36 protein-coding genes and 1 tRNA gene are annotated in these 23,145 nt (G+C 62.8%); 6 read left to right on the forward strand and 31 right to left on the reverse strand.

The window, feature by feature from the left end; genetic code table 11:
* Positions 1 to 60: 60 nt before the first annotated feature.
* The 29 genes from ACOYR4_RS12905 to ACOYR4_RS13045 all read right to left on the reverse strand — a co-directional run bounded on the left by ACOYR4_RS12905 (position 61) and on the right by ACOYR4_RS13045 (position 17,318).
* A complete protein-coding gene (locus tag ACOYR4_RS12905) occupies positions 61 to 702 on the reverse strand; it encodes a phage tail protein (protein WP_422846867.1) in 642 nt (213 codons plus the stop codon).
* 137 nt (positions 703 to 839) lie between these two features.
* A complete protein-coding gene (locus ACOYR4_RS12910) occupies positions 840 to 1,241 on the reverse strand; it encodes a phage tail terminator-like protein (RefSeq protein WP_422846868.1) in 402 nt (133 codons plus the stop codon).
* Entirely contained in the window at positions 1,238 to 1,633 is a 396-nt protein-coding gene (locus tag ACOYR4_RS12915) for an HK97 gp10 family phage protein (protein ID WP_422846869.1), read from the reverse strand. The genes ACOYR4_RS12910 and ACOYR4_RS12915 overlap by 4 nt, the downstream gene beginning before the upstream one ends.
* Positions 1,634 to 1,993, reverse strand: coding sequence for a hypothetical protein (locus ACOYR4_RS12920; RefSeq protein ID WP_422846870.1), 360 nt, complete (start codon positions 1,991 to 1,993; stop codon positions 1,634 to 1,636).
* Positions 1,990 to 2,475, reverse strand: coding sequence for a DnaT-like ssDNA-binding protein (locus tag ACOYR4_RS12925; protein WP_422846871.1), 486 nt, complete (start codon positions 2,473 to 2,475; stop codon positions 1,990 to 1,992). Before ACOYR4_RS12925 ends, ACOYR4_RS12920 begins: the two co-directional genes overlap by 4 nt.
* Positions 2,476 to 2,478: 3 nt before the next feature.
* Positions 2,479 to 2,730 carry a HeH/LEM domain-containing protein gene (locus ACOYR4_RS12930; protein ID WP_422846872.1) on the reverse strand — a complete coding sequence of 84 codons (252 nt, stop codon included), beginning with the start codon at positions 2,728 to 2,730 and terminating at the stop codon, positions 2,479 to 2,481.
* 54 nt (positions 2,731 to 2,784) lie between these two features.
* A complete protein-coding gene (locus ACOYR4_RS12935; RefSeq protein WP_422846873.1) occupies positions 2,785 to 4,089 on the reverse strand; it encodes a P22 coat - protein 5 family protein in 1,305 nt (434 codons plus the stop codon).
* A 64-nt stretch (positions 4,090 to 4,153) separates the two neighbouring features.
* Positions 4,154 to 4,933, reverse strand: a complete 780-nt coding sequence (locus ACOYR4_RS12940; protein WP_422846874.1) for a DUF6651 domain-containing protein — start codon at positions 4,931 to 4,933, stop codon at positions 4,154 to 4,156.
* 138 nt (positions 4,934 to 5,071) lie between these two features.
* Positions 5,072 to 5,293 (reverse strand): hypothetical protein, encoded by a 222-nt coding sequence (locus tag ACOYR4_RS12945; protein WP_422846875.1) that lies wholly within the window; start codon positions 5,291 to 5,293, stop codon positions 5,072 to 5,074.
* The gene (locus ACOYR4_RS12950; RefSeq protein WP_422846876.1) at positions 5,293 to 5,601 is read right to left on the reverse strand and encodes a hypothetical protein; all 309 of its coding nucleotides are present in this window, start codon (positions 5,599 to 5,601) and stop codon (positions 5,293 to 5,295) included. Before ACOYR4_RS12950 ends, ACOYR4_RS12945 begins: the two co-directional genes overlap by 1 nt.
* A 7-nt stretch (positions 5,602 to 5,608) precedes the next feature.
* Entirely contained in the window at positions 5,609 to 6,715 is a 1,107-nt protein-coding gene (locus tag ACOYR4_RS12955) for a phage minor head protein (RefSeq protein ID WP_422846877.1), read from the reverse strand.
* Positions 6,715 to 8,088 carry a DUF4055 domain-containing protein gene (locus tag ACOYR4_RS12960; RefSeq protein WP_422846878.1) on the reverse strand — a complete coding sequence of 458 codons (1,374 nt, stop codon included), beginning with the start codon at positions 8,086 to 8,088 and terminating at the stop codon, positions 6,715 to 6,717. The genes ACOYR4_RS12955 and ACOYR4_RS12960 overlap by 1 nt, the downstream gene beginning before the upstream one ends.
* An 8-nt stretch (positions 8,089 to 8,096) precedes the next feature.
* On the reverse strand, positions 8,097 to 9,371 hold the full coding sequence (locus ACOYR4_RS12965; RefSeq protein ID WP_422846879.1) for a terminase large subunit domain-containing protein: 1,275 nt from the start codon (positions 9,369 to 9,371) through the stop codon (positions 8,097 to 8,099).
* Positions 9,364 to 9,912: a helix-turn-helix domain-containing protein gene (locus ACOYR4_RS12970; protein ID WP_422846880.1), complete on the reverse strand. Its 549-nt coding sequence runs from the start codon at positions 9,910 to 9,912 to the stop codon at positions 9,364 to 9,366. Before ACOYR4_RS12970 ends, ACOYR4_RS12965 begins: the two co-directional genes overlap by 8 nt.
* Before the next feature lie 430 nt (positions 9,913 to 10,342).
* Positions 10,343 to 10,419 (reverse strand) — tRNA-Met (locus ACOYR4_RS12975).
* 216 nt (positions 10,420 to 10,635) lie between these two features.
* Positions 10,636 to 11,307, reverse strand: a complete 672-nt coding sequence (locus ACOYR4_RS12980) for a hypothetical protein (RefSeq protein WP_422846881.1) — start codon at positions 11,305 to 11,307, stop codon at positions 10,636 to 10,638.
* Positions 11,308 to 11,317: 10 nt separating this feature from the next.
* Positions 11,318 to 11,836, reverse strand: coding sequence for a nuclease domain-containing protein (locus ACOYR4_RS12985; RefSeq protein WP_422846882.1), 519 nt, complete (start codon positions 11,834 to 11,836; stop codon positions 11,318 to 11,320).
* Complete coding sequence (locus ACOYR4_RS12990; RefSeq protein ID WP_422846883.1) at positions 11,833 to 12,354, reverse strand: hypothetical protein; 522 nt, start codon at positions 12,352 to 12,354, stop codon at positions 11,833 to 11,835. The genes ACOYR4_RS12985 and ACOYR4_RS12990 overlap by 4 nt, the downstream gene beginning before the upstream one ends.
* Positions 12,347 to 12,697 carry an endonuclease gene (locus ACOYR4_RS12995; protein ID WP_422846884.1) on the reverse strand — a complete coding sequence of 117 codons (351 nt, stop codon included), beginning with the start codon at positions 12,695 to 12,697 and terminating at the stop codon, positions 12,347 to 12,349. Before ACOYR4_RS12995 ends, ACOYR4_RS12990 begins: the two co-directional genes overlap by 8 nt.
* Positions 12,694 to 12,984, reverse strand: coding sequence for a hypothetical protein (locus tag ACOYR4_RS13000; RefSeq protein WP_422846885.1), 291 nt, complete (start codon positions 12,982 to 12,984; stop codon positions 12,694 to 12,696). Before ACOYR4_RS13000 ends, ACOYR4_RS12995 begins: the two co-directional genes overlap by 4 nt.
* Complete coding sequence (locus tag ACOYR4_RS13005) at positions 12,981 to 13,163, reverse strand: hypothetical protein (RefSeq protein WP_422846886.1); 183 nt, start codon at positions 13,161 to 13,163, stop codon at positions 12,981 to 12,983. Before ACOYR4_RS13005 ends, ACOYR4_RS13000 begins: the two co-directional genes overlap by 4 nt.
* The gene (locus ACOYR4_RS13010) at positions 13,160 to 13,348 is read right to left on the reverse strand and encodes a hypothetical protein (RefSeq protein ID WP_422846887.1); all 189 of its coding nucleotides are present in this window, start codon (positions 13,346 to 13,348) and stop codon (positions 13,160 to 13,162) included. Before ACOYR4_RS13010 ends, ACOYR4_RS13005 begins: the two co-directional genes overlap by 4 nt.
* 1 nt (position 13,349) lies before the next feature.
* Positions 13,350 to 13,580: a hypothetical protein gene (locus ACOYR4_RS13015; protein WP_422846888.1), complete on the reverse strand. Its 231-nt coding sequence runs from the start codon at positions 13,578 to 13,580 to the stop codon at positions 13,350 to 13,352.
* Between the two features lie 8 nt (positions 13,581 to 13,588).
* Entirely contained in the window at positions 13,589 to 14,950 is a 1,362-nt protein-coding gene (locus tag ACOYR4_RS13020; protein ID WP_422846889.1) for a replicative DNA helicase, read from the reverse strand.
* Positions 14,943 to 15,848, reverse strand: coding sequence for a hypothetical protein (locus ACOYR4_RS13025; RefSeq protein WP_422846890.1), 906 nt, complete (start codon positions 15,846 to 15,848; stop codon positions 14,943 to 14,945). The genes ACOYR4_RS13020 and ACOYR4_RS13025 overlap by 8 nt, the downstream gene beginning before the upstream one ends.
* 112 nt (positions 15,849 to 15,960) lie before the next feature.
* A complete protein-coding gene (locus ACOYR4_RS13030; protein WP_422846891.1) occupies positions 15,961 to 16,242 on the reverse strand; it encodes a hypothetical protein in 282 nt (93 codons plus the stop codon).
* Positions 16,242 to 16,505: a hypothetical protein gene (locus ACOYR4_RS13035; RefSeq protein WP_422846892.1), complete on the reverse strand. Its 264-nt coding sequence runs from the start codon at positions 16,503 to 16,505 to the stop codon at positions 16,242 to 16,244. Before ACOYR4_RS13035 ends, ACOYR4_RS13030 begins: the two co-directional genes overlap by 1 nt.
* A complete protein-coding gene (locus tag ACOYR4_RS13040; protein WP_422846893.1) occupies positions 16,502 to 16,729 on the reverse strand; it encodes a hypothetical protein in 228 nt (75 codons plus the stop codon). Before ACOYR4_RS13040 ends, ACOYR4_RS13035 begins: the two co-directional genes overlap by 4 nt.
* Positions 16,730 to 17,096: 367 nt before the next feature.
* A complete protein-coding gene (locus ACOYR4_RS13045) occupies positions 17,097 to 17,318 on the reverse strand; it encodes a hypothetical protein (RefSeq protein ID WP_422846894.1) in 222 nt (73 codons plus the stop codon).
* A gap of 74 nt (positions 17,319 to 17,392) precedes the next feature.
* On the opposite strand from ACOYR4_RS13045, the gene ACOYR4_RS13050 reads away from it, so the two are divergent.
* The 4 genes from ACOYR4_RS13050 (at position 17,393) to ACOYR4_RS13065 (ending at position 20,110) form a co-directional block, all read left to right on the forward strand.
* Positions 17,393 to 18,148 (forward strand): LexA family transcriptional regulator, encoded by a 756-nt coding sequence (locus tag ACOYR4_RS13050; protein WP_422846895.1) that lies wholly within the window; start codon positions 17,393 to 17,395, stop codon positions 18,146 to 18,148.
* Positions 18,149 to 18,189: 41 nt separating this feature from the next.
* The gene (locus tag ACOYR4_RS13055) at positions 18,190 to 18,609 is read left to right on the forward strand and encodes a hypothetical protein (protein WP_422846896.1); all 420 of its coding nucleotides are present in this window, start codon (positions 18,190 to 18,192) and stop codon (positions 18,607 to 18,609) included.
* Between the two features lie 162 nt (positions 18,610 to 18,771).
* Positions 18,772 to 19,044: a thermonuclease family protein gene (locus ACOYR4_RS13060; protein WP_422846897.1), complete on the forward strand. Its 273-nt coding sequence runs from the start codon at positions 18,772 to 18,774 to the stop codon at positions 19,042 to 19,044.
* Between the two features lie 55 nt (positions 19,045 to 19,099).
* Complete coding sequence (locus ACOYR4_RS13065) at positions 19,100 to 20,110, forward strand: SDH family Clp fold serine proteinase (protein ID WP_422846898.1); 1,011 nt, start codon at positions 19,100 to 19,102, stop codon at positions 20,108 to 20,110.
* 717 nt (positions 20,111 to 20,827) lie between these two features.
* On the opposite strand, the gene ACOYR4_RS13070 is transcribed toward ACOYR4_RS13065, so the two are convergent.
* Positions 20,828 to 21,124: a hypothetical protein gene (locus tag ACOYR4_RS13070; protein WP_422846899.1), complete on the reverse strand. Its 297-nt coding sequence runs from the start codon at positions 21,122 to 21,124 to the stop codon at positions 20,828 to 20,830.
* Between the two features lie 2 nt (positions 21,125 to 21,126).
* Positions 21,127 to 21,828, reverse strand: coding sequence for an SOS response-associated peptidase (locus tag ACOYR4_RS13075; RefSeq protein WP_422846900.1), 702 nt, complete (start codon positions 21,826 to 21,828; stop codon positions 21,127 to 21,129).
* A gap of 72 nt (positions 21,829 to 21,900) precedes the next feature.
* Here ACOYR4_RS13075 and ACOYR4_RS13080 point away from each other — a divergent pair, with 72 nt between their 5' ends.
* A complete protein-coding gene (locus ACOYR4_RS13080) occupies positions 21,901 to 22,299 on the forward strand; it encodes a hypothetical protein (protein ID WP_422846901.1) in 399 nt (132 codons plus the stop codon).
* Positions 22,296 to 22,502, forward strand: coding sequence for a hypothetical protein (locus ACOYR4_RS13085; RefSeq protein ID WP_422846902.1), 207 nt, complete (start codon positions 22,296 to 22,298; stop codon positions 22,500 to 22,502). The genes ACOYR4_RS13080 and ACOYR4_RS13085 overlap by 4 nt, the downstream gene beginning before the upstream one ends.
* The last annotated feature ends 643 nt before the right edge of the window (positions 22,503 to 23,145 follow it).

Genomic DNA, 23,145 nt, shown 5'->3' on the forward strand with positions numbered 1-23,145 from the left:
GAAGGAGCGAACAGAGCCGGGTCGGTGCTGGGGTGGCCTGAGGCCGGGGATGGATGCCGCTTAGTAGCGGGTTGGGCGGCCTTGCAGGGAGACCGTTGCGCGTACCTGCATCACACTGCCTTTGGTCAGAGTGGGCGTCTCGTTGAAGGAGACGTAGCCGTTGTAGAGCAGCACGGACCCGTTGGGCAGCGTGACCTTCAGCGCACGGATTGCGCGGGCTTCACCAGCGGCCTTCAGGGCGATGTAGCCAGCCAGCGTCGGGTCATCGGCAATGCCAATCTGGATCGATTGGGCGCTGGTCACGGTAGGCAGCTGGCGTTCGAAATCTTCTTCCAGGAAGGAGAAGTTCGAGAACTGCTGGTCGCCGCCGTTGGTGGTGAACTCCAGGATCTGCGCGATCTGCGTGAACGCGGTGATCTCGCGCAGGCTGCCGGTGCCGGAACCTGCAGGGAAGCGCGTCGTGTCCGTGGTGTCGATGCCCGTCAGGTCCGTCGCGTTGGTGGCCACGTTGGCAGCCTTGAACACGCGGCCGTTGACCTTTTGCCAGCCCGAGGTGAGCTCGTAGAACGCGCCGTTGGCCATGCCGTGGGCTGCGGCAGTGATCACACCGGGGTTGGCGTTGGTGATTGCGGAAACCGTCTTGGCGGAGCCGTAAGCGGTTGCAAGAGCGACGGTTGCGCCGTCAGGGAGGAATGCCGACATGGTGGGCCTTTCTTGGGTTCAATCGCCCGCAAGGGGCATAAAAAAACCCGCAGGGCCTGCGCCGTGCGGGGTGCTGTGAAGCCCTTGCGGGCACAAAAAAACCCGCACGCGGCGGGCCTTGTTGCTGGTGCGGCGGCCTAACTGAAGGCGCGCCAGTAAATGGACACCGGCACCATGTAGCGGTCCCCATCCGGGTAGCCGCTGCCGATGCTTGGCGTCTTGGTTATCTCGACCTTCACCGCGCCCTTGGTGAGCGTCAGCGGAGGCTTGAACTGGTCGCGGATCAACTGGGCCCGCGTCTTGGCGGGAACCCGGCCCTTGTCCAGTGGGTAGAACAGCGACACCTGAAGGATTCCCCGGTCCTCGGTCACGTCCAGCGTGACGGCGTGATCCACTGGGGTGTTGGTCAGGTGGTTGATGCGCTGGTATTCCGTGCCGGCCGCGGGCGTGAAAGTCTTGTTCTCGAACGCGGTGGCGATGGCTGGCGCGATTGCGAGCAGGCGCTCTTCCAGTGCGGCTTCGATGAGTGCGATGGTCACTTGATGCTCTCCACGGCCTTCTTCACGGCATCGCTGTAGGCCTGCACGGTCAGGCGGACCATTCCGGAGGGCGCCTGGTCGGACCAGCCGTTCTCAAGGCGCTTGGCATACGGCAGCGAATTGCTCAGCACGATGGTCTGGCCGGGCTTCCAGCCCTGCAGCGTGGTGGCAGTGCGGCCCAGTGCGCCCTGCCCGCTTTTGTCCTCGCCCTGGCTGGTGTCGGTGTTGATGGTGCCGATGCCGCACTGCCAGTTGCCTTTGAAGCGCCCACTGTCCACGGGGGACCGCTCAATCATCCCGCTCTGCAGCTCCAGCGCGGCGCGGCGCACCACCAGGGCGGCCTTGTCGCCAGCGCGCTCACAGAGCTTGTTGAGGTCGGCAGCGAATCCCATTCATCGCCTCACGATCAGTTCCACCAGCACAGAGGTGCCGGCCGGGGCAAGGTTCTTCACGCTGACCACGGTGCGGGCTACGCCGCCCAGCGTCAGGACGTGTGTGGGCTCCGGGATGCTCAGGCCGACAGCCGACAGGTACGCCTGCTCGTCGGTAGCCAGCACCGTAGTGCCATCCACCAGCTTCTGGTCCACGGGGAACACTGCGGCGGTGCAGGCCTGCGGCACCTCAACCTCGGGGTAGTCGCCCAGGTCTGGGTCGTATTGCCCGCTGCGGGTCTTGTATGTGAGCGTGCCCGAGGCGCCGAACTCGCGCAGGATTTCGTCGGCCACCTGGGCCATTTCGACGTAGAAGGTCATGCCCGGACCACCTTCGCCTGCCCAGCGCTCCCCGCCAGATACGGCGCCAGCAGCGTTTCAGCCGACTGGTAGCGCGTCACCTGCCGCGTGCCGGCAGCGTAGGTGGTTTCAATCGGCCCCACCTTCACGCTCTGCTTCTGCGGGCCCAGATCCGGGGCGATATCACCAGCCGATGCCTTGAGCGCCAGGACGGCGCAGGCGTTGGCAATGGCGGCCGGGATGGTTTCCCAGTCGATTTCGTAGCCGTCCACCACTACACCAGCGCGGGGCCAGTCCAGCGCCTGGCCGGAGCTGACGCGAGCGCCCTTCCAGCGGCCGGAGTACGCGCCCATGTAGTCCGTGGCTTTGCGCAGGGCCTGCTCTTTGGCCTCAGGAGACAGGAGCGCCCAAGCGGCATTGCCACGGGCTACGTGGTAGGCGTCGGCGTTGGCGACGGAGATATAGGACTCCGCGCCCGTGGCGGGGGCGACGATCAGGGCCATGGCTTACTGGGCAGCGTCCAGCAGGGCTTGCAGTTCGGCCTTCTTGGCGCCGTCGGGGATGGCGATGCCCTTGGCGGTCAGCGCTTCGCGCAGCTCGGCCACGGTAGCCTTCTTGGCGCCGTCGGGTTCGTCGTCGGCAGACTCCTGGCGGGCGCACTTCACCCAGCCGAGGGCTTCATGCTGCGCGAGGGCGACGGGATGCACTTCGAGGTATTCGCCGTGCTTGGTGACAGGGATCAGTTCGTTGTCGGTCATGGTGTTCTCCGGTTCGCAGGAAATAGGCCGGGGGCCGAAGCCCCCAGCAGCTCATCAGCCCAGCAGAGTGGCGATGTGCTCAGGCTTGGTCACGCCAGTGCCCCAGGCCATGCAGATCTCGAACTTGACCTGGCGGTACTGGCGGTACACGCGCACCTCGAAGGTGAGGCCAGTCACGGGGTCCGTGATCATCATGGAGTCGTCGGCAGAGTCGCCGCCTTCGGGCACCGCAGGAGCGCGGCAGGCCAGCACCAGGGCGTTGCGGCTGAACGCGAAGTTGCCGGTGTAGCTGTTGCCCACGGTCAACCCGTTGCTGGTCGGGATGGTCATCAGCGCGCCAGGGCGATTCAGGCTGATCGTGCCTGGTGCGGCCACGCCGGTGCCGACCACATACTTGTTGGTCGAGTCAGCGGCGAAGGTCACCACATCACCGGCCAGCACCGTGCCGGAGCCGGTGATCAGCGCGATGTCGCGCACACCTGCGGCGGTGCTGCCGGAGGTCACGTAGCTGGCGCCGGTGCCCTTGACGTGCTGCTGGATGCCTGCCGAGTAGCGCACGGCCATGTTCTGCAGCAGGTCAGTCATGCCAGTGCGCAGCATGTCGCTGGAACCGGCTTCGTTAACCTTGAACAGCACAGACTGCTTGCCGCGCAGGTTGGCGATGGAGGCCGAGTTCAGCACCAGTTGACGGTTGACCACAGGGGCGCCGTTGTCGTCCAGGATGCGAGCCACGCCAGCCAGGTCGGACAGGTCGCCAGCAGTGCCCAGGGGCGTGGTGCCAGCGGTGCCGTAGGCACGGGATGCGCCGGTCTTCGCAGACAAAGCCAGGTCGATTTCCATGGCGTTCACGATCTTGCGCATGCCGTCGGCGAACTGGTCGGCCAGGATCTGGTTGTAGGTGCCAGTGGAGCCAACAGCCTTCTGCTCTTCACCGTTCCAGCGGATGGGCGCAGCCTTGGACTTGCTGATCGTGATGTCGGCAAAACCCACGGTGGTGTCACCGCTGTTGGCGGGGGTAGCGCCGGGCGTGATGTCTTCCAGCGCGCCGGATTCACCCAGCGGGATGCGAACGGTCTGGCCAACGGCGGCACGCTCGGCGTTGCTGTCACGACGGACGGCGGGGATGAAGCCCACCATTTCGCGGGACACCACATTCAGCGCTTCGTAGAGCGTCGGAATCAGGCCGGTGAGCGTGTTGGCGCCCAGGGCGAAATCCTGCTTCTTCTGGGTGACCCAGGAGTGCGTGAGCTCGAACACGCGGGCCGCAGCAGCGGCGACGGTGGCCATGGGCAGGATGGCCGCGACGACCGCGACCAGAGCGAGTGCGACAAAGCGCAGTTTGGAGAGAGTGGCTTTCATGATGGCCTTTCGGAAATGAAAAAGGCCGCACATGGCGGCCCGATTGTGGGATGGTTGAACGAGATCAGTCGGTGATCTGCACGGCATCCTTGCCGGTGACCGCAGCGGCCTTCGCCGTCGGGTCCAGAGCATCGAACTGCGCGCGGGTCATGGTCTTCTTCCCGCCAGCACCTTGATTGCCGCCATGGGCGCCACCGCCAGATGCGCCAGTGCCCTTCAGGATCTGGTCCTTGTAGGGGTACTGGTCCACCAGGGTTTCCAGGGCTTCTTCGAAGTCGGCCAACTCACCGGGGCGAGCGCGGCTGAAAATCTTGTTGCCTTGGGCGTCGTAGGCGACGGTCTTGCCTTCTTCGATCTTGAAAGCGTTTCCGAAGCGGGCTTGCACCAGGTCCGCCGGGATGGCGAACTTGTCAGCGATGACCTTGGAGCGCGCGAACGCACCGCCGATCTTTTCGCCGTACAGGGCTTGCTCCAGTTCGGTCGCTTTCTTCACCACGGGGGCGTACTTATCCTCCACGGCCTTGATGGCTTCGGCCTTCACCTTTTCGACTTCGCCGGCATCCACCAGCTTCTTGTCGTCCAGGTTCTTGATGGTGCTGAGGGCCTTCGCGGCTGCCACGGGGTCTTGAATCCCGGCATCCTTGAATGGCTTCAGCGCACCTTCGGCGGCTTCTGCGCGTTCACGGTGGCTCTTGGCTTCACCGTTGAGACGGGAAATGGTGGCGATGGTGCTGTCACCATCGAAGGCCGTTTCCTTGCCGTCGGCATGCACGAACACGGGCAGCTTCTGGCCGTTGACTTCTTGGAGGACGATTGCGCCGTTGGCGTCGAATTTAAATGGCATGGTTGCTGTTTCCTTGGGCATCCGCCCTCAGTACGGGTGAGCCATCCGGCCCGATGCGCCCTCAGCCATCCGGCGTCTGGGCATGAAAAAACCCGCCGAGGTTGCCCAGGGCGGGTTGTTGATTTGGCGGTTGCCAGACTATTGGCCGCACGCCAGAAATTTAATCTGTACCAGAAAGGCCGGATCACTGAATCCGCCTTGCTCAAGATCTCGCATAACGTTACCGACGGGGAAGTTCTGCTTCTTCCCGACAGCCTCAATAGCCGCGTTCAATTCAGCGCGCCCAATCCCGGGGCAGTTCTTCCCATTCGCCCAATCGAGATGCTGCTGCAGCACCCTCTTTGCATCATCATCTTCCATCACTTCACAGCCTTCGGCTTCGTTCGCCTGGGTTTCGGCTCCTTCACCAGCCGTGGCGGGTCTTGCACCATGAAGCTCAGGATGCCCCGCTTGTCGCAGTGGTAGCAGACCTTATCCGCCGTCACCGTGCCGCGCTTGATCTTGCCGTCCTCACCGATGTAGGAGCCAGTCACCACCGTCATAGTGTCGCGGCCGCCGCATTTGGAGCACTGCAACATGCCCGGCGCGCGCTTCATGGCCTTGACGCGCTCGATGGCGGCCTGCTTGGCGTCGGGTTCAGCGGGTGGGACTATGCGGAGGTCTGGCACCCGCGCATCATATTCCGGCCCGCTTGAAAGCCTCCGCGTCCTTTTCCCTGAGCTGGTCCAGCGTCAAATACCGCCCGTTCTGCGAGTACATCCGCTCCAGAGGGAGGTTTCCTTCGCTCATCAGCCGCGCCCGCGTGGGGCCCAGCACCTCGATCTGGCGCGCCGACGGCTGCTTTTTTAGCCACTCCGCGTAGGTAGTCTCTACCGGCACTTGGCCGTCCATGCTCGCCCGGGTCTTGCCCACCACCACGACCTCGGGCACATCAATGCCCAGTTCCTTGTGCGACTTCAGCACGTAGGTCGCATGGCTGCGGCAGCGCCAGTGCAGCGCACCAGGGCCGCCCAGCCATGGCAGCGCGTGCCCGATGGGCTTGTGCGCCGTCGTGTACTGCTTGCCGTCGCGAGCCCGGCATGGCGGCGAGGTCCGCAGGTCGATGGTCGATGACCACACCAGCGCCTTGATCAGGTCGGTGTTCGCCTCTACCGTCATGTCCTGGGCAAACCGCGCCATGTGGCCGAGCGCCGTGCGGGTCACCGCTTCGGCATCGCGCCGCGTGACCTCGATCAGGCCGTCTGCAAATCCCTTCGCCCTGGTGCCGCGCAGCTCCCGGATGATCTGGTCGGTGGTCTTGCCTTCCACGAATCCGCTGGCGATGGCCTGGCGCACTTGGCGCATCTTCTTGCCGTCCAGCTCCTTCCACACCTCGCGCAGCATCACGCCCTGGAACGGACGGGCCATGGCCGCCGCATACACAGCCTCGGGCGCCACGCTGGCCACCTGCACCACCACGGGCACATGGGCCACCAGCACCTGGTTCTGGTAGGCCGCCTCGTAGGCCACGAATTCCCGCAGCGTCTGCGTAAGCTCGCGCTCCACCTCGGCGAACGCCTGGGTGTTCATGCTGCGCACGCTGGTCAGCATCGATTCCAGCCGCTCGATGGAGAAGCTGGTTGCGTCCATGCGCTCCAGCCTGTCGGCCAGTTCCGCAAAGATGCGCTTGTCGCTGCGGTTGAGCACGGCAATGATCCGCGCCACCACGTTGTTGCTCAGCCCCTGCAGTGCCACTTGGTGGCGGATCGCTTCGGACTGCAGCAGGTCGTTGACCGAATCCATCAGACCGCCCCGACAGTACCCAGGGCCGGGCCTTCCTCCTGCACGGCGTCAAGTTCCATTAGGGCGTCGATGTCGGCAGCCAACATGCCGCGCCGCTGCAGTTCCTTGATGGCCGTGGCCTTCGTGATGAAACCGGCCTGCTGCATGGAGATCACCAACTGAGCGCCGGCCTCGGTCAGCGTGGCCGCGCCGAAGTCCTTGAACAGGCTGGCATGGCCGCCCTGCTTTTCATTCACCCAGGCCGCCATGAACTGCAGCGCTTGGTCCAGCGAGTCCTCGAACCCCTCGGTGATGCGCTGCAGCTCCGACTTGTTGGCCTCGGCGTCGTTGCTTGCTTCCGTGGCGCTGCGCTGCCCGGGCTTCTGGACCAGCAGTTCGGCGCCGGTCTGGATCATCTGGTCTTCCAGCGCTTCCAGGGACTTGGCGCCGGCCTCAATGGCTGCGCCCGTGTGCTCCACAAACTTCAGGTCGGCATCCATCGGAAGCTTCACGGCTGACGAGGCGCCCACCGTCAGTTTGGTGTCGTCATCTGCGCCGATCATTGCCAGGATGGGCACCCGGGCGACGTGCAGGATCGTGTCCTGGTCGCTCTGGCTCTGCCAGTGCTTGACGTTCAGGTAGGCCAGATCCAGCAGCGGGGAGACGCCATCCATGAAGCCGCGCTTGCGGCCGTAGACCGGAGCGAAGGGGATGGACTTCAGCGTCGTGGTGCCCTGCTCTTCCAGAACCCAGTCGTCTTCCTGCTTGGAGCCGGGCATGTAGACCGCCCAGGCTCCCGGCGTCAGCACCCGCACGCGCGGCACCTGCTTCACGCCAAACTCTCCGTCGTCCTCTTCCTTGCTCTCGGCTAGGCGCAGCTGCGTCAGCACCGTGGCGCCGTTGCTGCGCTGAGCCTTCCAGCCCAGGATCTGGCCGTGCCGGATGGCCACCATGTACGGGCGGGCGCCAATGGCTCGCTCGTCGGCCAGTGTGCGGGCCCCCGACACGCGGGGGTAATCCACCAGGATGCCAGCCAGCCCGAAGCCCAAAGCCTCGTCCATCATCATGGCGGCGAAGGTGTGCAGGCTGTTGCCCTGCAGGTCCACGTCTTCGCACCAGGTCTTGATCTTCGGCGGGGTGTCTTCACCCAGCGTGATCTGCTTGCTGAAGGGCTTGCCGGACATCACGCCCAGCGTGCGGCCGAAGGCAGGGAACAGAGTGGCCGTTGCCAGGCGGGCGTCGTAGCTTTCCTTTTCCTCGCCGGGCCACTTCGGCAGGAAGGCGGTTCCGGCTGCCCGCATGGCCCGCGTGCCACCCAGCAGGGCTTCGGCAATGGGCCAGTTATGGGCCAGTGCCTGCACTTCGCTGGATTGGTGTTGAACTTTTTGGGCCATGTCGTCTTTCACACGCGCAGGGGCGCTACCGAAACCGTGCGCTTCACAATCGGCCAGCGCTTCACCAGGAAGTAACCGACCGCGTCGTTCGGGTGGTCATGCCCCGTTGTCTTGTCGGGCTCGCCATTTGCGCCCCATGCCTGCTGCTCCAGCGCCTCGGTGAGAGCCGGGCAGGCGTCCGTGTTGATCTTCCAGCGCCGGGCGCCGTCGGCGTTCAGGGTCATCGCGTCCACCGCATTCACCCTGTCCTTCACGGCAGGGTTCGTCGGGTTCACGCTGATCTGCAGGCCCGCCTGCTTGAGGATGGTCAGGTCCGACTCGCTGGCGTTCTTGCTGCTGGTGTTGCCACCGCTGGCGTCGGGGTAGACCACCACCGGGTGACCCTTGTTCACATACCGCTCTTTGAGCATGCGCGCCATGGTCGGCGTGTCCCGCACCTTGGTCAGTTCTTCCAGCGTCAGCGGCAGGTCGGCGCGTATCACGCTGACCACCGCCGTCATGTTCAGCACATTGAAGTCCAGGCCGATGTGCAGCGCCTCTTTGTCTTTGATCTTCTCCGGCGTGTGGTTCAGCTTCCGGTCGAAGTTGGGGTACACGTTCCCGCTGGCCAAGTTCACGAACTGGCCGCGAATGTAGGCGCTGATCAGCTGCGGGGGGTAGCTCGCCAGCAGCGACGGGATGTAGTCGGCTGGCAGGTTCTTCGCGTTCTGATACGTGCTGGCCTGCACCAGGCCGTACATCTCCTGCAGCGCTGGCTTGTCCCGCAGCTGCTTCACAAACTGCTGATAGACGAACTTGAAGCCCTCGGGTGTCGTCGTCACGCTCACATCGTTGCGCAGCCCATCCACGTTGTAGCGCATGCGGGCGATGATCTTGCGCCATGCCTGCTCAGCCTTGAGGATGGGCATCACGTCCAGCTCGTCAATCAGCGCCTTACCGATCTTGAAACCCACGATGCTGCCGGGCTTCTCCATCGACCGGCAGATGATGGTGCTGCGGTACTCGCCGCCGCTGTAAACGTGGACTTCCTTGTTGCTCTCGTGGATGTCCACTTCGAGGCCCCAGTCGTCGGCCACCTCTTCCATGGTCGGATAGAAGATGTCCCGAATCATCGGGTAGGTCGGCGCGAAGTAGCCCGCATTCACGCCGGGCCACTCCCATGCGAACTTGCACAGGTCGGCGCATCCGGTCCAGGTCTTTCCTGAGCCGAACCCGGCGACCAGGGCCTTGAACTTCTTGTCCAGCCCCAGGAACTGCGCCTGCGGCTGATTGAGCCTAGGCATCCGGCGCGCTCGCGTCCACGACTTCCACCACCACGCGCTTCGGTGGCGGCTTCATCTTCTGGTTCATCTCCTTGATGCTGTCCTTGTTGGCCTGCAGCAAGTTCATGCCGATCTGGCTGGATTCGTTCGCCATGCGCGTGAGGACTGCAACACCCTTGAGGGCGTCCATGCTTTCCTCGTCTAGCGGCGCGGCGTCATCAATCTCTTGCACCTTTGCGTGCGCGATGCCGGAGAGTCGGTGCGCAGTGGCCGCGCCAAACTTCCCGGCCCCCGCCAGATGCGTGCTGATTGCGATCAGTTCATCTGCGAGGTTATGCGCAGCAATCTGCGCGGAAATCGGCAAGGCCTTCAAGGCCTGCTCCGTTGCAACTATTTGATTTGCAACGGTTTTTATTTCTGCAACTTGCGCGGAAAAGCGGCCCCGAATGGTGGCTTCGGAAACCCCGAATTCCTTGGCCAGGGCTCTGCCAGACTCACCAGCCAGCAGCCGTTTCCCGATCTGCTCCCACTGTCGTTCCGTGAGCTTTGACTTTCGGCCCATGGAAGACCCTTTCAATGTTCTGGGCGGCTACCCGGTCTGCACAACAGCACAGCGGCCGTCAAGCGTCTGGAAAACCTCTTCGCCAGCGCGCAACCAAGGAACCACCCGGGCAGCACGGTCGCGGGTGTCAACCTGCACATGGTCGATAGGCCTACGCTCGACGCCCTGCGGACCGTCCACCTCGATGCAACGGCTTCCACCGCCGTTCATGCTTGCCTCGTTCATGCACATCCCCAGTTAAGAGCCCTTCGGACAACTCGCACATGCGGGCAGGGCTTGCCGTCGCGCCTCTGCTGGTGACGGATGGGAATCCGCAGGAGTTCAGCGCCCCCGTGGCGCTCCCGTCCAGCTTCCGGGGTGGTTGTGTGTTGCGGGCGCTGCTGCTTTTGGGAACGGGGCCCGACAAGATTTTTCAGCAGGCCCGCGAACGTGGTAGCGGTGGTCGGCTTCGATCCGACGACGCGCGGGGTATGAACCCGCTGCTCTACCAGGCTGAGCTACACCGCGACAAATGAAAAAGCCCGCAGGGCAAACCGTGCGGGCTCTCCTGTGCTCGCACACAGGACATCTTCTTGGCGGAAGAACTTAAAAAATTCAGGGCGAGTTCTCCTATCGAGGTCTTCCCACGTCGCTACAGGCGGAGCCAGGCTGTTGCGTGGTGACGTTCAGCGGAGAGTCGCCGCGCGAGAGGGTCAGCACCCTCTGCAATCGACGGATGCAATTCTAGTCGCGCCCCATTGTGGTGTGCAAGCGCTTTCTGATCGAGTTGCGCGCGATGCCCACGCAGTCGTCCATCCAGTTCGCCAACCTGCGCCCCGCCTCCCCGTGCGGAATCCGTAACTTTCCCGTCGCACCGCAGGGCTTGCAGTGCTTGCTCGACAGGCGGCCGGTGTCGGGGATCACCTCGAACTTTCGGCCGTGGCAGGCGTGGCAGTTAGGGGCCAGCCACCAGCGAAGCAGCGCCCCGGCAACCTGCTCGGCGTCTTCCACCTTCCACTTCAAGAGCTGCAGGGTTAGCTGCTCGCGGACGACGGGCATAGTCTTCAGGTGCGACATGAGCAGCTTGGCCTGCTGCTTGTTGTGCTCGGCGGCCAGCTTTTCGGCCTGGGCCCGTGCGGAGGCCGGTGTCTGCGGCGGCTTCTGGGTGTCGGCTGGGCGTTGCTGGGCTGCGCGGCTGAAGTCCGCACCGGCTGCTGGCCGCAGGTGCTCGGCGCCGTCCCACTCGGTGTGCAGGCGCAGCAGTGCGGCCCCGATGCGGCTGGGCGACCAGCCGGCGGCGATCAGCAGGTCCGTGTCGGAGCGCGGCGCGCCCTCGCGGGTGTCGCAGCGCAGGTCCGAGCTGGCCGTGGCCGATGCGTAGCTTTCCTCAATGGTGCGGCGGTCGTCTTGGTACATGGTCTCCCTTTCAGTTCATCGAAATCGTTGCCGTCGCATTCAGCCGCTCCAGCGCCCATTCAGCGGCGGCCCGGTCCCGCGCCTGGCTGCGGCTGTCGAAGGCGATGGCGCGCCACTCCAGCACCTGGGCCAGATGGGCGGCCATGAATGCGGCAGCCTTCTGCGCGCGCGGCGCTGGCCCCTGATCCAGCCAGGAATGGCACGCAGCGCAGCCCCACACGCTGTAGTGGTCGTCCGCCTTGCGGGCTCCGGCCTTGCCGTGGATGCTCAGGTTGCTGTGGCAGCACACGACCGTGGCGCGGTCTTGGGTGCAGATGCCGGGCACGCGCAGCAGGCAGGGCATGCCCCGGGCCATGTCGCGGAGGTGAGCGTTTCGCTGGGCGACCGACTTAGGCGCTGCGGCGGGCGCGGCCACCACCGGCTGCGGCGCGCGGAATGCGCCGGGCGTGACGGCTGGCATGGCTCTCACGCGGTCGGGGTCGCGCTGCTCGCGGCGGGGTGCGCGGGAGCGGAAGCCGGTGCGCTTCATTCGTTGAACCCCTGCAGGATGGTTTCGATCATCGTGATGCGGTCCACCGGAGATAGATGGCGCCACAGCGTCTTGCCCGCATGCTCAGTGCGCAGGAACTCCACGGCGTCGTGATGGAACTGCTCCATGGCGCCCTGCTCCAGCTTGGCGTAGCTGGTGGAGTTGGGCACTGGGAACACACCGCCCTTGGGGCCGGGATACCACTCGCAATGCCCTGCCCCGACTTTGAGCCAGTCGCGGAAGCCTGCGAAGTTCTCGAAGCGGTCCTGGCTCTCGAACACCGCCTGCTCCATGGCCATGTGCTTGCGGTGATACCAGCCCAGCCGGGCTTGGTGAGTCTTGAGCTCCACCATCTCGCCCGGCTCCAGGCGCAGGATGTTGTTCCAGAGGCGACGCCACTGCTTCTTGCCGCGCTCGCCCAGGCCGTCCACGATGCCAAAGATGACGCGACGGGCCACGGCCTTGTCGGCCTCGGTGATCTGCACGGGCTCCTGGCGCACCAGGGTGATTTCAGCCATGGGACACCTCCACCCTGACCATGCCGCCCACCTCGTCGGCCTTGGCGATGGTGAGGGACCAGTGCTTGTCGTCCACCCCCAGCACGTCGGCCAAGCCATCCAGGCCGGATTTCATGCGGGCCAGCAGGTTGTCCAGGTCGTAGGCCCTGCGCGTAGGTGGCACGAACACCAGGGAGACGTGCAGCTTCTTGGCATCGGTGCGGCCAGCGCCCTGCTGGCGGGCGGTGATGGCGCAGGCGTGGCGGTAGGCCTTCTTGGCGCGCGACAGGGCCGACCAATGCTGGCGGGCGTTCGGGCTCAGGGCCGTGGGCGGCCATGGCAGAGTGAGCTGCAGCGTTGTCATGCCGTGCGCCCTCCCCTTGCAAACCGCAGCTTGCCAACGGCGTTGCGCTCCAGGAATCCAAGGCGCAGCAGCGCCCTGATGTGCCAGTCTGCGCTGGAGATCGCCAAATCGAACCGCTTGGCGACGCTGTGCACCGGCGGGAGCTGGTCGTTCTCGGACAGGAAGGTGCGCATGAAGTCCAGCACCTGCAGCTGCAGTTCTGATGCTGCGGCGGCCTTCTTGCGGCGGGCCGGGGCCTTGCCGCGCAGCCGATCGGCGATGGCGTTGGCTTCTTGCATGTAGCTCACAGGGCGCCTCCAGCCTTCACGATCGGCTTCACAAAACAGGAGTGATGCAGCCGCCCTTCAGTGCCGTCAGCGCGCTTCACGTTCATCTGGTATCCATTGCGGCGGCCCAGTACCTCAAACCGCTGGCCGGTGCGCAGCAGAACGAAGCGGGCTCCATTGGAGAGGGCTTGCAACTTCACGCGGCACCTCCAAACAGATCCAGGGTGCGGGTATCCCGGCATGCCTCGGATGCCCGGCCCCGGTGCTTGGGTTCGATCAGTCCGGCCTTGCGTGCGCAGACGCGGCCGAAGGGCTGGGCGCCGATGACAACAGCGGGGTGCAGGGTGATGCGGCCGCAGCGGGCGCAGTGCAATTTCTGAGGCATGTCATTCAGTCCCAAAAAGACGGCGCACTTCTTCACGCTCTCGCAACAGGGGGCGCAACTCGTCGGCCTTTTTGCCGCATTCGTCCCGACTTCCAACCCCTATGACCAAGTAGTCGTTGGTGCTGTTGGATCGGAAAAAGCGGAGCCCGTTGTTCACGGTGGCAGGCAATGGTTCAATGTGGAAGCAGTTGGATTTCTTGCTCCAAAGGAGCGCGTGGGTTTCTGTGCTCATGTCAGTCCTCAGAAGTTGGCACCGCGCGCGGCGGGCGCTGCAGCAGGTTTTGTGTGCACGGGCGGTGGGCCGATCCAGTCGCCCATCTGCTGGTACTTGCCAACGAACTCCAGCGGCACGACGCCCTGGGGTCCGTTGCGGTGGGCCACGATCTCCAACTCGGAGTAGCCTTGGAATTCCTGGGTGCGCTTGCTCAGCGGGTGCGCCCAGTCAGTGAACAGCACGGCGATCTGGTCGGCGGCGGCCTCAATGGCGCCAGAGTCGCGCAGGTGGGTCATCGTGGGCCGGCCGTAGTGCTCATCGGCCTTGCGGCTCATCTGGCTGAGCAGCACCACCGCCACGTCCAGGTCCATCGCCATGGCCTTGATGCCGTTCACGATGATGTCCAGCTCGCGGTTGCGGTTCTCTTCCCCTGCCCCGCTCATCAGCTGCAAGAAGTCAATGAACAGCACATCCAGACCATGCGCGCGGCGCACCTGCAGGGTCTTGCGGCGGATATCCATCAGCGACAGGGCGCATTGATCGTCATGCACAAGGTGCAACTCACCCAACCGGCGGGCAGCATCGGTCACTGCAGTCCACATGTCGTGGTCTTCCGCCTTGGCAGCCAGGATGCGGGCCAGGTCGAACGGGCCGCTGGCGGCTGTGTGCCGGTGCATCAGCTGGTTGATCGGCATTTCCTGGCTCAGGAACAGCACGTTGTAGTCGCGCGCGATGTTGCGGGCCATGGTCAGCGACAGCGCCGTCTTGCCATGCTTCGGCCGAGCCCCCAAGACGAAAACCTCGCCTTTGCGCAGCCCACCGTTCAGGATGGAATCCAGTCCACCGATGCCGGTGGGGATGGCCGGGTTCTTGCCTTCGCTCATGTCCTGCAGCAGCTGCAGGTAGTTCGCCAGAGACTGGTTGATGTGCTGCGGGTCGCGCTTGGCCTTCACGGTCGCCAGCTTGGCCAGCATCATCTGGGCCTTGTCGATCTGCTCGGCGGCTTGGTGTCCGGGCGTCATGGCAAGGTCGGCAATTTCCGATCCAGCGTTCATCAGCTGGCGCAGCCGGTAGGTGTCCATCACCACGCCAGCGTGGCGGCGGATGCTGGCCGCGCTGGGCACGTACTGGGCGATTTCGTTCAGCTCGTACAGCTCGATGGCGTGGCCCGCCTGCTGCATTTCGGTGAACACCGACACCATGTCGGTAGGCTGTCCGGCCACTGCCAGCGCCTGAATCGCCCGGAAAATGTTGGCGTGGGCCTCGTTGTGGAATGCCTCGGCCGTCAGTTCTGGCACCCGGTTGATGGCCTCGCTGTCCAGCATCAGGCCACCCAGAACGCCCGCTTCGGACTCCAGGCTCGCGGGGATGGCGCGTGGTTCACGCATGGGCCACCTCGCGTTGCTCGTGGTGGTACTTGCCCGACAGGACCTTTTCGAAGTTCTCAGCCTTCACCAGCCAACCCATGTCGCAGGCCCGGAACTTGCCGTCACGCCCCGACAGGAAGTCGCTATCTGCCGCGTACTCGAAATACCGCGTGAACCAAGCCTTGCCTTCTTCGGCAGTAGTCGCCAGACGCTCGCCCTTGCGCTCTCCGCGTTCGTGCTTGGCAGTCATCACCCAGCGCCAGCGGGTTCGCAGCGCTTTGCCGTTGGCGCCTTTCGCGAACAGCGAACGTCGCACCGTTGGCAACAGCGGCAACGCAGCCTCGTAGCTGTCGATCAAGCTGTCGAACGGGCACGGTGGCACACCATCGTCAAGCTCGTCCACATCCGGCGGCTGCGAAGAAGCCGACAAAGAAGCTTTAGCTTCTTCTATATCCTGCTCCTGCTTCTGTTCCTGGTTAGGGAACAGTTCGCCAACGGTTTCCGAACGGTTTCCACTTTCTGGAGCTTCCAATCCGAGAGATTCGGCACAAGCCCGCATGAAATCTAGCTTCCAGCCACATTCCGCAGGAACAGACTGAGCGATCTTCGCGGCGGATTTGCGCTGGTTCGGGTTCTCCGGCTTGTTCCACTCCAGGTGCTTCACAACCCACACCCATTTCGTGGTTTCGCAACGGTTAGCGAAACCCTTTGCCAACAGTTCCGCAAACCCTTTCTGAACCCTCTCGTGATCCCAGCCGATGTCCTCTGCAACGTAGCCGTCAGGCAGGCGGAACACGCCCGCAATGGTCGCGTGCGAGCAGGTCATCAGATAGAGGGCCAGCAGCTTGCCGTCATCAGACAGCGTGTGTGTCGTCTGGCTTGACCAGAACGTGCCGTAGACCTTGCCGTAGTCGCGCATCAGACCCCCATCCGTTTGGCAATGGCGCGCATGGCAGCGTCGTATTGCTCGGGTGTTGCGTCGGGATGCGCTGCAATCCATGCGCGCTTCGCGGCTTCGTAGGCTTCCCAGCTCATACCGCCTCCCACACCCGCGCATTCCCGCGCATGAGGTCCATGCCGCCACGCTGCACGACCTGCGCTTTGCCGGCCTTCTGGAGGTCGGGCAATCTGCGATCGATCTGCACCACGGTCAATCCGGTGGTGACTTCCAGTTCGTGGGGTGTGGCTTGGCCTGCTGCTTTGAGCGCGGCCAGAATGCGGTCACAGTGGTTGCCTGCGAACTTTATGGCGCGCTCTGCTGCGAGAACGCTGGAGAGAGGGTCGCTGGCGCGAACCAGGTGCTGGGCTTGCATCACTTGGTGCCCCCTTTGCTGATCTTGCGGCGCTTCGCGACGCTGGCAGCGCTTTGCTCGCGCGATTCGATGGTGATGGCACCAGCAGTGCGCGGCGACAGGCTCACCGTGCGGCGGCCGTTCCGGTCTAGGGCCTGCTGCACATTCCCCTCAATTGGTGCTGTGCTGCGGTTGGTCTTGCGGGGGGCTGCTGCGGGGATGTCCAGATCAGGGCCGCGTGGGCGAACCGATTGGAAGGCGTTGAGGGGGAGGCTATGGTTCATGCGGCTGCCTTGGTTGCCTGCAGTTCCTCCAACACGGTCAGCTTGGCCTTCGAAGCGATCCACTGCGTCACCAGCGTATTGCCCACGAACGCCTCGAATGCTGGGATGTGCTCCGCAGGCAAGCTGCGCCGCGACGGCTTGTCGTCCGCGCAGAGGTAGTCCGACACATGCGGGGCATACAGCCCGGCCTCGGCCGCCAGTTGCCGCTGTGTCGCGTAGTGCACCCGACGCAGTCGCCATGCGAGCCTGACAGCCTCGCGGTACGAACCGGCCATGTTTACTAGCGAAACAGGAGCAGTGGACGGACAGTCCAAGCGCCCCATGAGGGGAAGTGCAAGTTGTTCCATCGCTGCCTCGATAGAAAGAAATCAACGGATTACCGGTTGAGTTACCGGTTGCGGTGGGGCAAAAATTTTTGACATGCAAGACGCAAAAAACTTCGCCTTTTTGATGACCCCAGACCACGCAACCGACGCCACGGAGGGCAGCCGGACGGCGCGCGGCCGTGTGGGTGGAGTCATCAAAAAGGCCCCTGCTGGTGCAGGAGCAAGCCGTGGTAGCGGCCAGGAGGGTTTTGTTGGTGGTCATGTCTCAGGCCGTTTGGGCGGTCTCGGCTTTGCGCGGCGCCGTGGCCGCATCCAGATCGCAGCCAGCGAGGGTCTTGCGATGGGCGGCTCGCAGGAACATCACTCGGGCATGTGGAATGCCGTCATGCTTCCAATCGCTGACGCTCGGCATGGAAATACCGAACATGCGTGACACCTTTGCAGTGCCTCCGAGTCGGTCGATGATTTCTGTGGCGGCTACGTTCATGGGCCACATATTAGCCAAGGCTAAGATTAAAAGCAAGCCCAGGCTAACAAAACAAAAGTTAGGCTAGGCTAACCATGACATTGCAAAACCGCCTGGCAGAAGTTTTCCCTGAACCACAGGAGCGCGGTTTGCGCACTGAGATCGCGCGTCTTTGCGGCGTCTCGGGAGCCAGCGTTTCAAACTGGTTTGGCAACCCGGAGAAAGTAGCCACCATCAGCCGCGAGAACGCCGAGAAACTGATTGCGCGGTATGGCCTTGCCGTCACGCCCGCATGGCTCGCGGAGGGGAAATTGCCCAAGTTTTCGAATGGCGAGGTGGGCCATCTGCCGTCGCGTGCGCCAGCACCCCATGAAGCGCCATCGGATGCGCCAGGCGCGCCGCCCGACCTGGTAATCACCGAGTTCGACACTGGCGGCGGCATGGACACCACCGGGCGCCTACTGCTGGACGATCAGCCAGGCACCATCAAGAGCTGGCGCGTGACACATGAATGGCTTCGCCTGAATGTGCCCAACCACACAGGCATCCGGAATCTCTGCATCGTCACTGGCTTCGGGCCATCAATGCGGCCCATGTTCAATCCTGGCGATCCATTGCTGGTGGACACGGGCGTGAAGACAGTCACTCACGAAGGGGTCTACTTCTTCCGTGTCGGGGATGAGGGCTACATCAAGATGATCCAGCGGGTGCCGGACCCCCACGGGGATGGGGTGATGCTCAACATCATTTCCAAGAACCCGGACTACCCGCCATACCCGATGTCACCAAAGAACCCCCACTTCGAGGTGCTTGGAAAGGTGCTGACGGTGTGGCGCAGCGAGCAGTATTGAATGCCAGAAGTCGACCTGAAAGTGACCAACAGGTCAAACTTATGAAAAGACTTACATTCGCCGCACTCTTCCTGGGCGCATCGCTCGTGTCAGCATTCGCCGCGGCTGCAGATGCTGTGGAGAAATATGCCGAAGCAGCAGCAGTCGGCGCAAACAATAGCTACAAACGGGGCATTCCAAACGACGGGGTTACGAGGTCTGCGAGGGCTTACGCCCAAGGCAATGTCCTGGTCCACGAATATGTGCTCGCGATTCGGGCAGATGCGACCGAAAAAGAGTTGGCTGCATGGAGGGCTGGAACTCGCAGCGAGATTTTTCCTGGAGTCTGTTCAGCAATGAAGGGCGACGATTTTTTTCAACGTCGCGGGTTTCAGATTCGATACCGGTATTTGAACCAATCTGACAAAGTCCTGGATGAATTTCAAGTCAACAAGCCCTCATGCAAAGCCTATGGTCTGTGACGGGCGAAAACTCTGAACGCTTCCACCCTCCTCTGCCTCGTCATCGCCATCACAGACGGTGACACCCTGACCGCCCGCTGTGGCGAGCCAGGTGCCTACGAACAGGTCACCGTCCGCATCAGTGCGATTGACGCACCCGAGAAGCGCCAGGCCTTCGGTCAGGTGTCTCGCCAGCACTTGGCCCAGCTCTGCTTCGAGCAAGTCGCCACCATCACCCCTCGAACCCATGACAAGTACGGCCGCACCGTAGGCGATGTGGAGTGCCAGGGCCATGACGCGGCCACTGAGCAGGTGCGCTCAGGGATGGCCTGGTTCTATGTGAAGTACGGGAAGGGGTATGAGCACCTGCGGGGGCTGGAGGCTGATGCCCGAGATGCGCGGCGCGGGCTTTGGGCTCAGGAGGCTGTGGCGCCTTGGGAGTGGCGGAGACAATAAACCTATGCCAAGAGGGAACCATTCAGTAACATCGTGATACCAAAGGAGGGAAACGATGGCGCTAGATCCAAAGATCAGAGACTTAGTTTTGGCTTTTGCCAAAGACAACAAGTGTGATGTTTTGATATTCAATGGTCCGTGCTACCCCGCGCTTGACCAAGAGGCTTTGCCTAAGCTCCGGAAGCGCCAACAGGATGCGGCACGGCCGAAGAATGCTGTTTGGGTCATTACCACCCCTGGAGGCGTGCCAGAGAATGCATATCGGATGTGTCGCGCAATCCAACTCACTTACGAGAAAACGACAGCATTGGTAGGCGGATGGTGCAAAAGTGCCGGAACTCTGTGCGTCATTGCGGCAAACGAAATTGCGATGGCAGACGAAGCAGAACTTGGGCCTCTCGACGTTCAGCTGGCGCGTCGTGATGAACTCGATGAACGCGACTCAGGGCTCGTGATCAATGAGGCATTAGAGTGTCTTGAAGTTGAAGCGTTCAAGTTCTTCGACTCGTTTATGCGACAAATTAAGGACGGCACGCATGGTTTGGTGACGCTAAAGATGGCGTCTGAGATCTCGGCGAACGTGACCAAAGGCCTGTTTGAACCCATCTATCGGCAGATAGACCCTCAGAAAATGGGGGAGATCGCCAGATCAATGGCCGTTGGCGAAGCGTATGCTTTACGCCTAAACATGAAAACTAGAAGTCTCAAGGCAAATGCCTTGCAGAGCCTCATCCAAGGATACCCGTCTCATGGCTTTGTAATTGATCGAGAAGAGGCCGCCTATTTGTTTCGCTCCATACGGCGTCCTACAGACAGCGAGTACCAGATGCTTAAAAATCTGGGAAAGATTGCGCTTCACCCTAGCGAGCAGCCATCCTTTGAAATCGTTACACCGGAGGAAGCTTATGCAGTTCCACCCCAGCCAACATCCAGCAAACAAACCCCAGCGGCCAAAAGCACCGCCAATAGCTCGAAAAGAGCCAGTTCGGCAGCAGCAGGATCTAGAGCCAGCAACAATGGAAGATCTGCTTCAGCAAGAACGCCAGCGAGCAAGAAAGCGAAATGATTCAGTAGAGTCGCGCTTTGCGCCTGCATGATTTTTAGCCCGCATAGAGCGGGCTTCTTTTCGCAGCGCCCGATCAGCGTATGTCTCAGCCACCTTCGGGTGGCTTTTTCATGCCCGGACACTTTGCCCTGCGCACCCAGGCAGCGACTTACTCGCCCACCTGGCGGCAGGATGCCAGCGCTTTGCAGCCATCAGCCTATGCACCTCAGCTTGGAACGTAACTGGGTCAGGCGCACAGTTGTGCCGATGGGCATGCCGTTTCCAGTTGCACCACTGGCATGCTGCAGCGATGTTCACCGGCGCATCTGGCCCGCCGTCCTGCTGTGCTACCAGATGCTCAGCGGTGCTCTGGAGGTACGGAACCAGCGACTCGGGAATCCCGAGAGCTGACGCTAGACGGTCTTTGTAGGGGCCTTCCCAGATCGGGAGGTTGCAGTAGATGCAGCGGCACTGCTGCGCGAAGAATGCACGGGTACGGAGTTTTGCAAGTCGGGTCACGGTCAACGGAATAGGTTTAAAGCTATTCCCGTTTCCGCGGTCGCGGGCAAGACGGGCGCCGGGGCGTTTGCCGTTCGGCTGTGCGGTGGGGTTCCCCAGACGCGGCCGGGTTCGCGATCCCGGACAACGCAATTTTACCTGGTCTGCACGACGTTGTGCCTTTTCTCATGCCCACTCGCCCGACTCTGGCATTACGCATGGAGTGCTTGGCAGCCGAGCTCAGTACTTCATTTCCAGGTGCGCAATCGTGTTCCGCCGGATCATGTCCTTCACTTGGTGCTCGAACTCCGTGCGCTTCTTGTCCATGGGGCTGCCGTCAACCTGGCTGCACATATGCAGGTACTTGCCCAGAAGATCCTTCCTGTCCTTGGACTGCGACGCAAGCGCCAAGGTCAATGCTGACAGCGACTCGGCGTAGATCAGGGCCTGATTCGCCTTGTCCGTCAGCACGAATACCTGGTCCTTGAGGGTTTTCACTTCATCTTGCAGTGCTTTGATCTGCTCGTCTTGGGTCATGGTCACTCCTGTGCGCCGACGGCGCGTGCATCAAAAATTTCCACCGGCGCCAGCCGCAGTAGCGCCTGGGCTTCTTGCTGGGTGCCGGCGAGCCAGGCGTCCACGTCCGCCGGCTCGATAGGGATCACGCTGCGCTTGTCCTGCTGCTCCAGCGGCAGCGGCTTCTTGGTCTTGGGATCGAGTTCGTTCTTGTGCATGCGCCCCATCAGCGGGTGGCCATCGGCATTGATGGTCAGCATCGTGTAGCTCTCGTGCACCTCGCCGGTTGCTTTGTCAGTCCAGGTGTTCCATAGCCCGGCCAGGCCCCAGGGGCGGCCATCGGCACGGCGGAACCGCCACCACTCGCATTTCTTGAACTGGGCGTCGTAGGGGCCCCAGTACGGCTCATCGAACGTCTCAGCCGGGATGATGCAGCGCTGCCCGCGCGCCCAGGGCATCTTGAAACTGGCCTTGGCCGCCAGCTCTTCTGATCGGGCGTTGTTGGTCTGGTACGGCAGCTTCGCCTCTTTGGCAAACCATGGGATCAGGCCCCACTGCCCCGTCACCAGCTCGCGGCTGTACCCGGAGTCGTCCCGCGTGCGGCGGATGAATGCACCCCGCCCACGGGGGAACAAAACCTTGTCCCAGTCCTGCTCCACCACCTGACGCGCGGCCCATTCCAGCTCGATCTGGGAGCGCGGCGGGGCCTCGTATCGGTTGCACATTGGGTCATCCTACCTATTCCGTTGGCATTCAATATACTGTAAATTCATACAGTGATTTGCCATATTTTTCGAATGCGCTCAAACGGCCACCGCCTCGCAGGAGCAGAACTGATCCACCAGCAGCCGGTGCGTGGCTGGCTGGAGTTCAAGCGCTCTCCTTTGGATAGCTACGGCCCCCGGATGGAGGCGCACCTTCTCGACCGGCGTGGCGGGAAAGACCTGATCCTGCCGCTGTACTACGCCCGCCTGGCCCGGATAGATGGGGTGATGCACCTGACCGGCAATGAGCGCGTCGGGCGGTCGAACACCAAGGCCAACACCCGCCGGGTGAGCCAGTCGTGGCTCTGCGCGCTGGACCCGGCCGACGCTCAGCCGCTGCTGGCCCGCATCCGCGTCACCCACTCCACAGGGTTCAGCGCCGAGAACGACAACGACATCGAAGACCCGTTCGCCCCCCTGGACTACCAATGAGCACGATCAACCACCCCACCCTGCTGCGGCTGCCGCCCTGGTTCGGCTTCCCCGAAGAGCGGAAGCTGCCGCTGGAGCCAGATGCCTATGCGCTCAAGGAGGTGCACCCGGATTGGTGGGAGGTCCGCACAACCGGCTCCAACGAACTCATCTATTCAGGCCTCGGGCCTATCGAGATCGTGAGGTCTCCTGCCCCGTTCTGAACCCAACACTTCGCAGTGCCCTTGGCCCGCCTTGCGCGGGCTTTTTTTCGTCCCTGCATACCAAGCTAACTATTTTCAAAAATACTTAGCCTAGGCTATTGACATAAACTTAGCCAAGGCTAACAATTCATCCATCGCTGCAAAACGCAGCGACAGGGTGAGCGGATCGGCGGTCACCACGGAACGGTTCCTTAAAAACTGAGGGTGATGTGTTGGGCGGCGGCGTTGAGAGCTTGCGGGATAGACACCCGCCAGCAGCGCAGAAACGCAACCGGTGAGCTTGGTGGCCTTTGGAAGCTTGGTCCGTTTTGATCCGTGCAAGCGGGGAATGGAATGGCGGTCGGTCTCGCAGGAGTAGCGCCCTGCCCGCCCAACACATCACCCTCCCGCATAGAGCAGAGCAATAGCCGCACGCAGTGGTCAACAGCGCGTGGCGCGGGAAACCGTCTCCAGTCCCCGAAGTGGGTAAACGGAGTATGCGAAGGCGCCGCGAGGTGCCGACGACGCGGCAGGGCACACCGCGTGAGACAAAAGAGCCGCCCTTCCCGGTGCGGGCGATAGCACCTCAACAACCAGGCAGCCAAGCGCTGCGAAGGAGAACACATGACCACCAACTGAGCCGGACAACCCGGCCGTACAGCAC

The sequence above is a fragment of the Acidovorax sp. M14 genome, from assembly GCF_049331375.1.
In the GTDB taxonomy this organism is placed as follows: Bacteria; Pseudomonadota; Gammaproteobacteria; order Burkholderiales; family Burkholderiaceae_C; genus Acidovorax.